Source organism: 'Nostoc azollae' 0708 (genome assembly GCF_000196515.1).
Taxonomy (GTDB): domain Bacteria; phylum Cyanobacteriota; class Cyanobacteriia; order Cyanobacteriales; family Nostocaceae; genus Trichormus_B; species Trichormus_B azollae.
Genome location: NC_014248.1, coordinates 1,785,134 through 1,800,134, shown reverse-complemented (window position 1 = coordinate 1,800,134; position 15,001 = coordinate 1,785,134). Strand labels below are relative to the sequence as shown.

Below are 15,001 nucleotides of genomic sequence, written 5' to 3'. Positions count from 1 at the left end.
GCTCATTCAAGGAAGAAAAGGCTTAATGAGAATAGTATGATTAAAATGGCAATAGAGTGAGAGAATAAAGTTTTGTAAAGAAGATAAAAGAAAAGAAAATTTAATGATTTAAAAATTAAATTAGAACAGAAGAAGAAATGATTGAATCACAACAGGAGTTGTGGATAATTCTGTTATGGAATCAAAGCTTCAAAAAATGGAAATTCAAAACCTAGACCATTTAGGTATAGTAGCAGGAATAATAGACATCATAGGAGTAGTAGAAATAATCCTTGAAATTGGAGAGAAAGTGAGTCCGGGTCATTTAGTAAAACCCATGATAATAAACGGGTTAGGATTTGTATAAAAACCCTTATATATGATATTTCCCTAAGATTTTGAAACAATCCCCTGTGACCATCTAATAAGAGCAGGAGTAAAACCAGAATATCTCAAGGACGATAAACTGGGGAGAGTCATGGATACACTATTTATAAAAAGATTGGATAGAATATCTTTTATTGTCGCCTTAAAAGCAGCCCAAAAATTTGGAGTATCCCTATGAGCAGGGCATCTAGACTCATCATAAATGTACATATATGGGCAATATAATACCATCTTACCAGAAGTAATATGTGAGAGTCAAAAACTAGGAAATAATCAAGAACTAGAAGAATCAGCAGTAAAATCACCAAAAGAAATAACTATCACCTACGGTTATTCTGGTGACCATATACCGGAGTTAAAACAGTTCATCATAGAGATGATATGTTCAGTAGATGGAGACATACCAATATATATTTTTAAAACTAGCACCGGGAAACCAAGCAGATTCATCATGCCTTGGTAAAATAGTAGTAGAGTAACAAAAACAATTAAAATTTAACAGTCTCATAGTAGCAGACTGGGCCTTATATACAGAATCAAATCTAAAAATGATGTCAGATTTAAGCTGGTTATCTCCAGTACCATTAAGCGTAAAATCAGCACAATGATTAATATCAACATTACCAGAACTAGAATTTGTTGATAGTAACTTACCCGGATATAAACTAGCTTCAGAAACAGTAAATTATCCAGGAATAGAACAAAGATGGTTAGTAGTGCAAAGTCAAGAAAGAAGAGAATCAGACCTGGGTAAACTCTCACAAACAATTACCAAGGCACAATCAAAAGCTATGCAAGATTTGAAAAAGTTATCACCAGAAAAATTTGCTGGTGAAGCTGATGCTATCAAGGAGTTATCTAAACTATTAAAACAATTTATTTTTTGCAGACAGTATTTTCCTATAAAGTCCAGAGAGAATAGAGTCCCTGGGAATGATTATGGGTTTATGTCTGCTGGTTTATACTTTAGCTCAACGACAAGTTAGAACCACTTTGAGAGAGTCTAAATCAAAACTAAAAATCAATTGGGTAAACCAACTAACCGCCCCACTTTACACTGGATTTTTCCATGCTTTCAGTCTATTCATTTAGTTACACTTAACCCATAAAAACAGATCTCTCACTGGAGTCAAGAGAGAGATTTCATTATGAATCTTTTACCAGAGCATTGTTTTCCCTACTATCAATTACTTACCTAATTTTTCTCTCTATTAATTTAGTTTCCGTGAGAAAATAACCTCATATCTTTGATTTATAGCTCTATTTTACTATGTCCATAATTTCTTTTTTACTTCGATTTATTAGTCTAAGTTATGAGTTATCTCTTGAATATCTTCATTTATCTGTTGACTCCTCTGGGCGGTGTTCTTTCTCATTGCTCCTTATTGAGGCTTTGGATGCTATTTTTGGTGCTTTACTGTTTCTCCAATGCCTTTTTTCACTGCATATGTTTGTCTTTATGCTCCCTTGGATTTTCTCTCTCCGTAATTTCTCTCTGTGGCAGTTTAGGGTGCAGAATGTGGGTTTAAGGAAGGTGAACCAGGCTAATAATGGTAATTTTTAGGTGGTTGTTGTGGTGGTTTAACTGTTTGATTGGTGGTTGTTTGGTGGAGGATTTCTGTGGTTAAACCACCGACTATATTCACTGTTGCTGAGGTACTTCCTATAAGTTAATTTTCTAGTTCTGTCAATTTATCTAATATTTTTCTGGAATTTTGAGGAAGTTGATGAATTCCATTTAACATTAACCAATCAATAAAATATAATAGTAATGGGGAAACATGATTTGCTAAATGTCGCCATTTTATAATACCCAGGTGAGAATCATATAATTGAGCAGGTTGACATCCTCTTAATAAAAATACAAAGGTGCTTCCTAATGCAAAAAAATCTGATTGGGGAATGGCCTGACCATGCATGTTTTCTCTGGGACTATAGCCAGATGATGAAATGGATATCACACCGCCATTATTAGCTACATAGTTCCTAGTATTTTACCTGCTTTAGCCAAAATAATTAATACTAACTACCCATCTGGGCGAATCATAATATTGGCTGGTTTAATATCTCGATGCAGATATTGTTGGTTCTGAACTAAGCCTAAGATTTCTGCTAATTGTTTTAACCAAGCTAAGGCTTATCCTTCAGAAATGGGGCTGTTTTGTTGTTGTTTTAGACATTGTTCTAAATTGGGTCCTTCAGTTTTTTCTATCACCATGTAATGCAAGGTTAAACCTGCTCTGGTTTGATATGGAAAGTACCCTTCTGCTTGGGGAATACCAGGATGGTGTAATTGTTCTATGACATTTATTTCTTGCTGAAATAGTGAGACAGCTTTGCTATTATTGGGCAATTCTTGTTTGGTAATTTTGATAATTTTTGGTATGTCTTATTGATATTCTTCATAGACTTTGCTAAACGCAGCTTTCTCACTTAATAATCGGAGTACCCGATAACGGCCTAATAATTCCAATTGAGAACCACAACTTTGACACAAGCAGTTCTCATCGTTGTTGGGGTGGTTAGGTTGAGGACAAATCGGGTTAATACAAAGACTCATAATAGGGACTGGGGACTAGGGGACTAGGGACTAGAGAATAGAAACCAATTACCAATTACCCATTACCAATTTGAGATTATCTCATTTTTGTTCTGCTAAGAATTCGGCTACCGTTTGATTAAATTCTTCTGGTTTGGTTAAAAATGGCCAATGATTACCGGGAACTTTCTTGAGTGTGAGGTTTTTGAGGTTGGTTTTGTAGGGTTGAATTTGCCAATTTTGGCGGTTTACTCCTTTTTCTGGTTGTATAAAGAGGGCAGGAACATCAACTGGGGTGATAAAACCTGGTACTTGCATAACTGCGTCAAAAATGCCGTCACGGGCAGCGATGGTAAATTTGCTACCCCAACTTCCACCAGGTTTTTGTTCAATTCCAGCTTGAAAAACTTGCTGTTGTATGGAACTCTAGCTTTGATATTGACTGAGTTGTCTGATTTTTTGTTCGGCTTCTTCATAAGTTGCAAATGGTCCCATACTTTTGAGGAAACGTAAAACGCTGTACAAGAGGGGAAATATTAATTTCAAGAAGTTGGGCATTTTCCAAATGAAAATTGGATCTGCCAGGGTGATACTCTGTAAGCATTCTGGATCTTCTCTAGCCCAGATGGCTGCTAATTTACCTGTCCAAGAATGACTGACGACATGAGCAGTAGTCCATCCTAGTGTATCCATTAATGTTTCCAGGTCTGTGATCACACTCTCAAAACTATAATCTCTTTCTGGTTTACTACTCTCTCTATGACCACGCATATCTGGTGCGACTATATGATAATCTGCCGCTAAATAATTTCCCAAGGTAGACCAAACTAAGGCATTGTCAGCCATACCATGTAATAACAGCAATGGTTTTTCACCTTGGTTCCATTCCAAGTAAGAAATTTCCATATCCTCTATTGTTATGCTTTTACGTACAGGTATGCTTTGGTAATTCATGATTGATAATCAGTAACAGGGAATGGTGAAAACTCAAGAAACTGATAACTGATAACTGATAACTGATAACTGATTTATTGTACCCATTAGCACGAAATAATAAGGCAGATGAATGTCAAGATCAAGAAATAACACTCCTTGAGGATATTAAAATTACTATGCCAGAAATACATCAATCAATCGCCCAACATTACCATGAGCGTACTAAATACGACCCTGACACACTGGCTTCTAAAAGTCAGAGGTTAGACTGGGCTAAACAGCCAGTACCGTTTAAAGAGTACAAAATTGGCTCTGATTATGACCTTAAACCCTATTTGCAACAGCAACCAGAGTCTTTTGCTAATAATCCAGATGCTAAATGGTGGCAAAGACTTTCCCAACTACTATTTCACAGCTACGGACTGACTGCAAAAATGCCTTCTATGGGAAGCGCGGTATATTTGCGATCTGCACCTAGTGCAGGGGGTTTATATCCTGCTGAGGTATATTTGCTTTCTCGTGGTACACCATTGTTACCTGCTGGACTCTACAATTATCAGTGTCGGACTCATTCTCTAATGCAATATTGGGAAGATGATGTTTGGCAAGCTTTACAAGCAGCTTGTTTTTGGCATCCTACTTTAGAAAATACCCAACTGGCTATCATTACTACTGCGGTTTTTTATCGTTCAGTATGGCGTTATGAAGATAGGGCTTACCGTCGGATTTTTCTAGATACAGGTCATCTTTTAGGCAATATTGAGTTAGCCGGAGCAATTACTGATTATCGCCCCCATTTAATCGGTGGTTTTGTTGATGAAGCCGTCAATGATCTACTTTATATTGATCCTGAACAAGAAGGAGCAACTGTTGTTATCGCTTTGGCAGATGTATTAGATGTTAAACAAAATTTGCCTTTGGGAAAAACTGCATTGCCTTCGACTATTCACACTAGTTATCCCTCAATTCCTGATGGTGAACTGCTAAGATATTTTCATTTTCATACCCAGATTCAATCTGGCATAAGCTACCAGAATTTAACAACCATAAAAATAGAAAACACATTAGAGGATAAATATAATTTTCCCTTTTGTGACAAACTTTCTACTATTACGACACCAATTCATTGGGGGGGAAATCTTTCAGAATTAGAAAATACTATCTATAAGCGTCGTTCTACTCGTGCTTACAGTGGAGTTAATTTAACCTTTGATGAACTTAAGATGTTACTTGATTTTACTTACCAACCACAAAATTATATTGACCAAAACCTAGATAATTCTCCCGATTACTTTGACCTGAGTTTAATTGAAACATTTATTGCTGTTTCTGGTGTTAAAGGACTTGATTCAGGTTGTTACTATTATGCACCTAAAGCACAAGAATTAAGACAAATTCGCTTTAAGAATTTTCGCCGTGAGTTACACTTCCTTTGTTTGGGACAAGAATTAGGACGGGATGCGGGAGCAGTGATATTTCATACTGCTGATTTAAAAACAGCGCTCGCTCAATATGGTGATCGCGTTTACCGTTATTTACATCTGGATGCTGGTCATTTAGGACAAAGGCTTAATTTAGCAGCTATTCGCTTGAATATAGGTGTTAGTGGTATCGGGGGCTTCTTTGACGATCAAGTCAATGATGTTTTGGGTATTCCTGCTGATGAAGCAGTTCTCTATATCAGCACCTTAGGCAGACCACGGTAAGTTATCAGTTAACTAACTAGGCAACATTAATTAAACATTTTTGAGAAAAACAGAAATCTCTGTATTGCTTATCTGTTCCCTTTTAAGGGTTCCCTGTTTCCTCCTCTAAATGTGCAATTTATTTTCCACGACTACTTATCAGTTATCAGTTAGAGAAATGATATCCCCTGATTCTTCAGAAAGTCGGGGATCTAAATTTTATACTTCTGGTTCAATACCCAAAGAGCGTAATTGGGCAATTAGGCGATCTTTTTTCTGACGTTCCTGTTCAGCCCGTTGGTATTCCCTTTCAGCCGGTTCTTCTCTACTTAACAACAAATTACCATCTAAATCCCACCAAGGTAACCAAGGCAATTCTACATTTTGATATTCACCTTGCCAAATTCCTAATTCAACCCCCAAAGCCGCAACAGGATAATGTCCGCGATCATTGGCTGGTAATAATTATTTACCTTCAATCAACTGATAAACTTCCACACTGGCCTTATTCACTTTGTAAATACCATAAAAAGCAGGATAAATCACCTGTTCATAAATCCAAGATCTCCCTTTCCACAGAGTTTTATCTCGTTCTTCATCAACATTACCAGAAACAAATTCTAAAACAATGAATGGGGAAATATACTCTTGCCAAAGTACATAAGAACGCCACATTTGACCTTTGAGACTAGGCGGTACATTCGGCACATAAAACCAATCCGGTGCTTCTGCACCCTGTTGTGGAGCATCAGTAATACGCCAGTAAATACCACTATATTGACCTATACAATATTGTCCATCAGGGTGAATTTTTTGTTAAATAGGCCTAGTAGATTCTGTTAGCAAAATGCTTTGAGGATACTCCTGAAAATTTATCACAAAAGTACCATCAAACTCTGGAAGTTGAGTATGATCTGGAAGAGTAATTCCAGATGTAGGAATATTTGTGGTAGAGGTCATATACCCCTCGCGCTCGTGGTGTTTTTTTCAGTGTACCAATAAAGTCAGCATTCAGCACTAAACCTCTGGTTGTAAATCTACACTATAGATTTTCTGGGAGGATCGAGTTTTGGCAGAAAGACTCAAATAGGAAGCAAACCATTGAGATAAGCACAAGGAAGGGAAAGGATTTGGTAGACACTTTCAACATTCCACTGTGGTCCAGAAATTTTAATCCTTGCTCCAATCTGTTGAATAGCAGATTCGACAGATCCAGAACCAATAGAACACAGTTGTTTAGCTTGGTAGTAGGTGTAGTTAATAATGCCAGTGGGATGTTTTTCGCCTATGTCGAAAAACTTCTTAACTTGTTTGCCTCGACAATTATTAAATAAAGGTTGAATTGGCTCTATCTGACCTTGCCACAATAAACTCCCAACAGCTTGGAGACGCTTTAAAGAACCACTAATTTGATAAAGATTCTCTTTGAGGTGATACCAATCTAAAATTTCCAAAGGTTTGAATTTTTCAGTTCCAAACTCTTTAACTAAATTGCAAACTCCATCATGACCATCCCCCAAACACACAAGGGGGTTAACCAAAGACTGGCTATTAACATAATCAACTCATGATTGATTAGTTGTTATCAAAAAATGCGCCATCATAAATTCCTTGTAGACGAAGGGTTTTATAGTCTCGCCAGTACCAGCCTGGTTGTAGTTTGCCCCCTAGTCGTACTTTTCCACCATCCATGCTCACTTCACAGACAGCTTGTTTTCCTTGTGGTAGCTCCCAATCTTGTTCCACAACTAGTTTTTGTTGCCTCCTATGGCCAACTTTTACTCCTGTTAATGCTTCAATTTCAACTTCTGCTTTTTGATATGATTCCTTAGCTGATAGCCTCAAGCAGCACTTTTGAAATAATGGACTTAACCGACTTCTTGGCTTCAAACCCAGTCTCTGCAACTGTTTAGCTTTTAGTTTTAGTTCTCCTACCAAGGTTTTGACTTTCCTAGTTTTACCTACTTTCCTTCCGCTTGTTTCTTCGATAAAAAAATGGCTACTTCTGGACTTACCACTTCTAATATTTGACTCCTCACTGTTTTTCCTATGCCTTCTAAGTCTTTTATCTGACTTTTGTCTGCTTCTTCATATAACAATTTTGCCATTTCTTATAAGCACGCTTTGGGCAGTTCTTTTCTAGACTCGTTTATGGTTGCTAATCCACACTTATTTATCCTTAAATTCTCCTAAAACTTGTATATCTTCCAATAGTGGATGCTCGCGATTTTCTTCCCATCTAAATTGTGGAATGTAACAGTTAATAATTCTGTTTTTCCACCAATTTTCACAGTCCTGAAAAATTGAAATCCTGAACTGGGTGGTTGATTTAATTTGATATCAACAGATGCAGTTTTAAACTTCACTTATAGTCCAAAAGTATTATCTAAAGGATTTCCGAACTCATGATATTTTTGCACAACTATACGCTAAAACTGAATATCATCAGTGTGTAATTAACCTGATGAAGTTTGCACAACCAGTTTGGAATGACCTTAAATATCAGTTGCAGGATGGTTCTATACTAGATATATATTGGACTAATATCTACCTTCCCAATGGTCAAATTCTCGGTATTGGTAAAGATATTACAGCACACAAACAAAGTGAACAGCTGCTAAATGCTCAAATTGAACGAGAGAAATTGATGCGAACTATTGCATAACGTATTCGAAATTAATAATTTGGTTTCGGGTCTGCTCATTTCCTATCATATAGTTCCCGGTCAGATCAGCCTCCAAACTAATATAGATGCAGTCAGCTTAAATGTTGATGAAGCTCTTGCTTGTGGTTTAGTGGTTAATGAATTAATCTCCAATGCTCTCAAGCACGCTTTCCCTAATAAACAAAAAGGTATGACTAATATTAGTTAACATAATATAAATAACTATATTCAATTAGGTGTTCAAGATAATGGTATCGGCTTGCTAAATGGCTTAGGTTGGAAAAATAATAATTTTTCGGGGCTGTCATTAGTTTATGATTTGGTTACAGAACAACTAGAACGTAATATTCTTGTAGAAGGTAATCACGGAACATTATTCCACATTCAATTTCCACAATTAACTTTGCATAACTTAATAGCAAATGGAGCAAGCTAAAATTTTAGTGGTTGAAGACGAAATCATTGTGGCTAGAACTATTTCTAACCAATTACATCAATTAGGTTATATTGTTACAGGTACAGCTTCTTCTGGTAAAGCTGCCATTTCTAAAGCATTAGAAAGTCAGCCAGGATTAGTCTTAATGGATATTATCCTCAAAGGAGAAATGGATGGAATTACTGCTGCTCTTAATATTCGTGAAAACTTAGATATACCGATAATTTTTCTCACTGCTTATGGAGATGACCAGACTTTAAAACGTGCTAAAATTACTCAGCCCTTTGGTTATATTGTCAAACCATTCACCATTACAGACTTACGTATAGCTATTGAAATAGCTCTGTCACAACACAAATTAAAACGTGAATTACGGGAAAATAGAGACCAGTTAGCAACCCTATTAAATTGCATGAATGATGCGGTAGTTGCTATAAATGAGCAGGGAGTGGTGACATTTATGAATCCTGTAGCAGAGAACTTAACTGGTTGGAAACAGGAAGAAGCTTTGGGATATAATATCTCAGATATTCTCAAAATTATTGATGATGTGACTGAAGAAATCACAGCAAATCCTATTGCTAATGTTTTACAGCAGCAAGAGGTTGTTTATTTAGGGGAATTTAATTCTTTAATTAATAAAAATGGACAAAGAATACCAATCGGCCATAGTGCTTTACCATTCAAACTAAATAATGAAATTAGTGGTGCAGTAGTGGTTTTTTGGGATCTCAGCGAACGCCGTCAAAAAGAATATCTGGAACAAGCTTTAAAGAAAGAACAAGAACTAAATCGTCTCAACTCTCTATTTATTTCTACAGTTTCCCATGAATTTCGTAATCCTTTGGCAATGATTCAAACAGCAGTAGAACTAATAGAGATTCAAGGCAAGAATTTAACTGAAACTAAAAAAAATACTTATTTTACCCGCATTTATGATGCTGTACAATCAATGGAAAAACTCATGGAAGATGTATTATTCATGGGTAAAGCTGAGGCAGATTACCTGGGTCATAATCCTGTATCAATTAAATTAGATAACTTTTGCCGAGATTTAATTGAGGAATTTACTTTTATTAAAAATAGCTCTCATAAGATTATTTTTAATTGTAATAGTCATCATACAGATGCTATGATGAATGAAAGATTATTACATTATTTATTCATAAATTTACTTTCTAACGCTGTTAAATATTCTCATCCTGGTAGTGAAATTCAATTTAACCTCTCTTGTGATTTAACAACAGGAGTAGCAATTTTTGAGATTCAAGACCAAGGAATTGGCATTCCCAAATTAGACCAAAATCGAATTTTTGATTCTTTTTTTCGAGCCTCAAATGTCCAATCAATTCATGGTAACGGACTCGGCCTGGTAGTTGTAAAAAGATGTGTGGATGCTCACAATGGTGAAATTAATATCAGCAGTCAAGAGGGTATGGGAACGACATTTACTGTCACCTTACCGTTAAATTCAGTTATCAGTTAACAGTTATTACTGTCGCCTATCGCTTAACTATCCTGACGCACACCACCCACAACTGGCTTAACTTCGTCTGAAGAAAATGGATCAGTACCACCTGTCCAGTTAAAATCACTAATACGGATGGTAAGTCCTCCTAATTCCAACACTGGATTGTAACGCAAAATAATTCCGTAGGTGCGGCGATTATACTCTACAGTGTAGTCTGTGCTGCTTTCTTTTCCTGTATCGAGGTTAATAGATGTTTGCAACCCTAAGCGAAATGGGCCATATATTTGCTGTGAAATCCCAGCACTTATAACTTTATTATCTACGGAGCGATCAAATAAAAAGGGTGATAATCCGCTGTTGAAGCCTTGGGAATAACTAATATTAAAAGCTGTGTAATCTAAAAATGGTCGAGAAAAATGACCAAGCTGCCCAACTAAACCGATTGTACCAATTAAGGTACTTTGATTATCGCCACTAGTGTAATAACTTGTAGTACAAGTTACACCTGCGAGCGCTTGGAAATAAGGTACAACTGGATTAGATGAATATTTTAATCCTTCCGTGGGAGTTGGTGGTAATGGTTTTCCTTGCCACAGTAAAAAACCCTTACTCACAGACGCACTTCCTTGTAAGCGACCTAGAGAAATGCGATCATTCTGGCGCTCAGGGTCTAGTAAATCTTGGCGATCCGTATTAGCATCTATATACTGAGTGCCTGCTTGATAGCTGAGATTAATCCCACTTTTACCCAAGGGAATAATTGGGGAAGTAATCACTCCACCGAAACTACTCTGAACAGTTTGAAAGCCGAGAGTACCATTGTAAAGGCGATCGCGGTAACTATATTCTAGATTCAATGTGTGGGGATTTACTTCACCTAAAGCCTGACGCAACCGCAAACTCCCCCGTAAATTATTTTCTAGTTTGTTAAAATCGAGACTTGTTAAGTCTCCCTTGCCTTCAACAGTAGTTTTGGGACCTAAAACAGAATTCAACTTAGTTTTTACACCAAACAAATCTGCAACATTACCACTACCCTCAAAAGCCTTCTGTACAAAAAACTGACGTGTAATGCTCCAGTGAGTCTGATCATTATTTATAGCTGAAAAATTACGTTCAACAAAAAAACCACCCCGCTTGCTACCATCAAATCCTGGAGAGACAATGAATGGACTCACATCCCGTTCACGACGGTCAATTTTTTGGTTATCAATGGGAATCGGTAAAGTAAAATTTTGGTCAAATACTAAACTTTGATCCTGCGTATTAACACGGTCTAAGAAAGGTGCTTCTCGTGTCATAGTCACCTTAGAAGCCCGTAATTCTAATTCAGGTGGTGAGAAAGGATCATTAGTAATTCGTACATCCTCAGCTTGCCAACCATTGGGATAAAAGTCAATGCCTTGGGCTTCGAATCGCAACCGTTTGAGAACACCACCTGTTTTTGGTGGGGGAATATTTCTCGCATCTGCTTGACCACCAATAGTAACATCAATCCCTCCGGAACTTTTGATATTACTTACAGGTTGATTAGCGCGAATACGGTCACTCGGTGGGCTACTAGGCACACCACCAGCAGTAATATCTGTGGTTGCAGAGGGTGAAAAAACCAAATCTGTTTGAGTTGTGGGAACGTAAATTTCTCCCCTGCCATTTTCCAAATCCCCATTGTCTTGGATAAAATTATAGGTAAAACGTTGTCCCCTTAATACCTGATTCCCCCTAGTTAAAGCAACATTACCTTCTCCCACCGCAATCAAATTATCCAAATTTACCTGCAGTCTATCAGCATCTACTACCGCCCCATCAAATCGCACCACCACATTACCTTCAGCAGTAATAATTCGTCTTTGTTCATCATATTCTTGGCGATCGGCAATCACCTGCACAACTCGTTGTCTGACTTGTGGAGTATTTCCAGAGGGTTGATTATTTGGAGAAATAGGTCCTGGGCCTGGTGTAAATTCTACAGTAGTAGAAGTTGACGGTTGGTTATTAGCATTACGCAGCTTCAACTCAATAATATTTTGAACTGGCACAGGACTTGGGGGATTTTGTGCCGTTTCTGTCTCACCAGTAAGATTAATTTTATCCCCTGGTTTGTGTAAATTTACATAAGTTTTGTGTGGTACTGGGGCTGATGTTTTAATAACAACTGGCGACTCAGACAACCATACATTGTTTAAATTATTTGTATTGACAACTTCTCCAGAAAGTGATGCTGAACTAGCATCTGGTATTTTTTCAGCCACAACATATTTTGTCTGGGGATAACCAACTTCTAAACCCGTTACCAAAACAGCGGCATTCCCCCCAGTGTGTTGAGGAGAAAATTCTGGAGGTATATTCTCCGACTGAGGTGACAAAGATAAGGGTTCAGCAACTCCTGAGTCATTTTCATTAGCCTTTTTAGCAGCTTTTGTAGGAGTTGGTAGACCTTGAGAAATATCAATATTTCTTGAATTTCCCAGTTTTTGCATAGCAGTTCCCCCCTCTACAACTGAAGCAGAAGAAAGAGACTGGGCTAGTTTTATATATTCAACAATCGGGGGTGAGTCAGGCGGCAAAACTGGATGAAGCATATCTTAGGAAAATCAAGCTAACGAAAAGGCAGATATTCAGCTGGAAGGACTTGATTAGACATTTGCCTTCCGACTTTCGCCTTCTGCTAATTTGCAGTAAGCCGCCAAGAGGAGGACACTCACTCTATCATTGTTCCAGATTAGTCGCCAGGTTTCGGGGGTTTAGTGTCTTCCGCCTTCCAGCAGTGGCAGATAATGTCTTGTATTCTTATTCTAGATCCCGACGGCCAGGGTTGCGAGCCGGGTCATTTGATAGAAATCCAAACACAAAAATTCCTACGAAGAAAGCAACAACAATATAAACAGCGATTTTCAAAGTCACCATAGAAATATCTCCCAGGGGTATGACAAAAAAGTTCTCAGCAAACAGCTACGCAGAAAAGATAGCTTTTCTATCTTACCCACATCTGGTTCTTTTGTGGAGGGATGTTTCAAGGCAGGAGTTCAGGACTTTTGTAGAAGAAAATATTTCCTTTATCTTCCTCATCTTCCTCATCTCCCCTACCCCTTTTATCTCCCCTCCCTACACCCTAATTTTTTCCACCAAATCCTTAGCGTTTCGGTTTTTGATCACTCTTGCGGGTGTACCCACTGCAACAGAGTAAGGAGGAATATCTTTATTGACAACCGCTCCTGCACCAACGACACTACCCTGACCAATATGTACACCATCTAATACAGTTACTCCATGTCCTAACCAACAATCATCTTCAATAACAATTCCTTGACAAGTTACACCTTGATGTCTTATCGGTAATAATGGGTCTGCGAAAATATGACTGTTAGCATATATACCTGTATGAGATCCAATCATACATTGCTTGCCAATTCTGATATCCCCTGGACCTGCAATACAGACGTTAGGAGCAATGAAAGTATTATCATCAATATAGATGCAAGTATGATCCATAGCGCCTATATCAACATTGCGTTCAATAGCCACTCCATTTCCTAGATAAATTCTATTGCTTGGGTGTCCTTTGGCATCTAGACGGACATTTTTAAATATGTGTACCCCATTACCTATTTCAATATAAGCAGTACAGATAAATTCCGCACCATGCTGAATGTAGACTTTTTCACCTATAGAAGCAAAAATACGCCGATATAGCAACCTTCTCAAATGGGGACCTAAACCAATGGTAGGAATATCTCCTAATAAGGTAGTTATGAAAAGTTCTTGAAATCGTTCTAATTTGGCTGAATATTGCTGGCTAATCATGGCTCAAAATATCTCCAATAAATTGTTTTGGACAAGGTTGAAAACTGATCTAACTTTGTATCTTTGCTTGTAGTCTCTTCCCTAAGATGCAGTTAATTAGTTAGCATTCAGCATGAAGCCAATAGGCTAGTTCAACGACAGTCCTAAGTCGTCTCAATCCCTGAAATAAATAATTTTCCCAGCCTTTATTTAATAGCCATTAACCTGTGTTAAATAACTCTTGTATCCATTCCAAAAGCTCTATCTACACCAAGCTGAAAGCAAAGAAATCCAGCCAGAATGCACTGGTTTCTCTTTTTCAAAGAGTTGAGGAAGCCAGATACGTAATATCAAGTCCAGCTAATTACTTATAAGACAGGTGTAATGGCTACTAATTGATTTTTCCCCATTATCAGACCTGATAGATATGATAAGTATCCAAACAGACATGACATACAGCAGAAGTCATAAGTCAGGAGTCAGGAGTAAAACTCTCTTAATGTCTAGGTTTCAATTTAGATTCTGTACCTCATTGATCTGCAATCTGCTTTAACTACTAGTAGAGATTGGCGTAAATAAACCAACCATTCCAAATCTGTGATTCCAAATCTCTGAAAAGCTCACACCGTAGTGATTTTGACTTTCACCCTGCGGTACTACCCTAGTAATGGTCAGCAAGCATGAAACGATAAGAGTACATCGACAAAACTTGACAAGCTTTCTATGCAACTTATGCAACTATTGATACAGTTATGTTTCCGTTAAATACTTTCTATCAGACGGTTTTGGTACTTTTGCAACCAACTGATATCAATAGGCTATGTAACAACAAAAATACATTTAGTAATTAAGGTCTTCTAGAACTATATTCACCTTTTTACTTAACGTGCCATGTAATTTTTGTTGAATGATAATTTAGTATTTCTAAGTATAAAAACTAGGGTGGAGTGTCACCAACTTCTGCCATGATATTAAAGTTTACCATAGGTGCAAACAAGTAAGGACTTCCCCGACAGCTATGACGGCTTTCTGACAACGAATTTCTAGAGTAAGTGGCTCTAATCATGTCGCAGACAAATGACTTACAGGCTAACAAAATCACGCTTTTAATAACATTAGC

The 15,001-nt window shown here is 37.4% G+C and carries 10 protein-coding genes and 5 pseudogenes; 6 read left to right on the top strand and 9 right to left on the bottom strand.

Features of this window, described 5'->3' with window-relative positions:
- Positions 1-175 precede the first annotated feature (175 nt).
- Positions 176-1,565, top strand: a pseudogene (locus AAZO_RS43525) (IS1634 family transposase).
- Positions 1,566-1,679: 114 nt separating this feature from the next.
- Positions 1,680-1,930 (top strand): annotated as a pseudogene (locus AAZO_RS37460) (C4-dicarboxylate ABC transporter).
- Positions 1,931-2,036: 106 nt separating this feature from the next.
- Here AAZO_RS37460 and AAZO_RS26235 read toward each other — a convergent pair.
- From AAZO_RS26235 to AAZO_RS08230, 4 genes and pseudogenes are all read right to left on the bottom strand, one after another.
- Positions 2,037-2,285 (bottom strand): hypothetical protein, encoded by a 249-nt coding sequence (locus tag AAZO_RS26235; protein WP_049790623.1) that lies wholly within the window; start codon positions 2,283-2,285, stop codon positions 2,037-2,039.
- Between the two features lie 218 nt (positions 2,286-2,503).
- Complete coding sequence (locus AAZO_RS26230; RefSeq protein WP_049790622.1) at positions 2,504-2,719, bottom strand: hypothetical protein; 216 nt, start codon at positions 2,717-2,719, stop codon at positions 2,504-2,506.
- A 36-nt stretch (positions 2,720-2,755) separates the two neighbouring features.
- Complete coding sequence (locus tag AAZO_RS35110; protein WP_187289625.1) at positions 2,756-2,926, bottom strand: hypothetical protein; 171 nt, start codon at positions 2,924-2,926, stop codon at positions 2,756-2,758.
- Positions 2,927-3,007: 81 nt separating this feature from the next.
- Positions 3,008-3,811, bottom strand: a pseudogene (locus AAZO_RS08230) (alpha/beta fold hydrolase).
- A gap of 206 nt (positions 3,812-4,017) precedes the next feature.
- On the opposite strand from AAZO_RS08230, the gene AAZO_RS08225 reads away from it, so the two are divergent.
- A complete protein-coding gene (locus AAZO_RS08225) occupies positions 4,018-5,547 on the top strand; it encodes a SagB/ThcOx family dehydrogenase (RefSeq protein ID WP_013190892.1) in 1,530 nt (509 codons plus the stop codon).
- Between the two features lie 198 nt (positions 5,548-5,745).
- Here AAZO_RS08225 and AAZO_RS08220 read toward each other — a convergent pair.
- Positions 5,746-6,486, bottom strand: a pseudogene (locus AAZO_RS08220) (Uma2 family endonuclease).
- A gap of 122 nt (positions 6,487-6,608) precedes the next feature.
- Positions 6,609-7,634, bottom strand: a pseudogene (locus tag AAZO_RS08215) (ISKra4 family transposase).
- 356 nt (positions 7,635-7,990) lie between these two features.
- On the opposite strand from AAZO_RS08215, the gene AAZO_RS08205 reads away from it, so the two are divergent.
- The 3 genes from AAZO_RS08205 to AAZO_RS08195 all read left to right on the top strand — a co-directional run bounded on the left by AAZO_RS08205 (position 7,991) and on the right by AAZO_RS08195 (position 10,113).
- A complete protein-coding gene (locus AAZO_RS08205) occupies positions 7,991-8,191 on the top strand; it encodes a hypothetical protein (RefSeq protein ID WP_041639698.1) in 201 nt (66 codons plus the stop codon).
- On the top strand, positions 8,184-8,399 hold the full coding sequence (locus tag AAZO_RS08200; RefSeq protein ID WP_041639695.1) for a hypothetical protein: 216 nt from the start codon (positions 8,184-8,186) through the stop codon (positions 8,397-8,399). Before AAZO_RS08205 ends, AAZO_RS08200 begins: the two co-directional genes overlap by 8 nt.
- 214 nt (positions 8,400-8,613) lie before the next feature.
- Positions 8,614-10,113 (top strand): hybrid sensor histidine kinase/response regulator, encoded by a 1,500-nt coding sequence (locus AAZO_RS08195; protein ID WP_013190890.1) that lies wholly within the window; start codon positions 8,614-8,616, stop codon positions 10,111-10,113.
- A 23-nt stretch (positions 10,114-10,136) separates the two neighbouring features.
- Here AAZO_RS08195 and AAZO_RS08190 read toward each other — a convergent pair whose 3' ends face one another.
- The 3 genes from AAZO_RS08190 to AAZO_RS41980 form a co-directional block, all read right to left on the bottom strand.
- Positions 10,137-12,680: a DUF3769 domain-containing protein gene (locus tag AAZO_RS08190; RefSeq protein WP_013190889.1), complete on the bottom strand. Its 2,544-nt coding sequence runs from the start codon at positions 12,678-12,680 to the stop codon at positions 10,137-10,139.
- A 208-nt stretch (positions 12,681-12,888) separates the two neighbouring features.
- Entirely contained in the window at positions 12,889-13,005 is a 117-nt protein-coding gene (locus AAZO_RS08185) for a photosystem II reaction center protein I (protein ID WP_013190888.1), read from the bottom strand.
- 198 nt (positions 13,006-13,203) lie between these two features.
- Positions 13,204-13,902, bottom strand: a complete 699-nt coding sequence (locus AAZO_RS41980) for an acyltransferase (protein ID WP_013190887.1) — start codon at positions 13,900-13,902, stop codon at positions 13,204-13,206.
- Between the last annotated feature and the right edge of the window lie 1,099 nt (positions 13,903-15,001).

Coding starts and splice junctions, on each gene's coding strand:
- AAZO_RS26235 (WP_049790623.1), bottom strand. CDS start 2,285: ATGCATGGTCAGGCCATTCCCCAATCAGATTTTTTTGCATTAGGAAGC.
- AAZO_RS35110 (WP_187289625.1), bottom strand. CDS start 2,926: ATGAGTCTTTGTATTAACCCGATTTGTCCTCAACCTAACCACCCCAAC.
- AAZO_RS08225 (WP_013190892.1), top strand. CDS start 4,018: ATGCCAGAAATACATCAATCAATCGCCCAACATTACCATGAGCGTACT.
- AAZO_RS08205 (WP_041639698.1), top strand. CDS start 7,991: ATGAAGTTTGCACAACCAGTTTGGAATGACCTTAAATATCAGTTGCAG.
- AAZO_RS08195 (WP_013190890.1), top strand. CDS start 8,614: ATGGAGCAAGCTAAAATTTTAGTGGTTGAAGACGAAATCATTGTGGCT.
- AAZO_RS08190 (WP_013190889.1), bottom strand. CDS start 12,680: ATGCTTCATCCAGTTTTGCCGCCTGACTCACCCCCGATTGTTGAATAT.
- AAZO_RS08185 (WP_013190888.1), bottom strand. CDS start 13,005: ATGGTGACTTTGAAAATCGCTGTTTATATTGTTGTTGCTTTCTTCGTA.
- AAZO_RS41980 (WP_013190887.1), bottom strand. CDS start 13,902: ATGATTAGCCAGCAATATTCAGCCAAATTAGAACGATTTCAAGAACTT.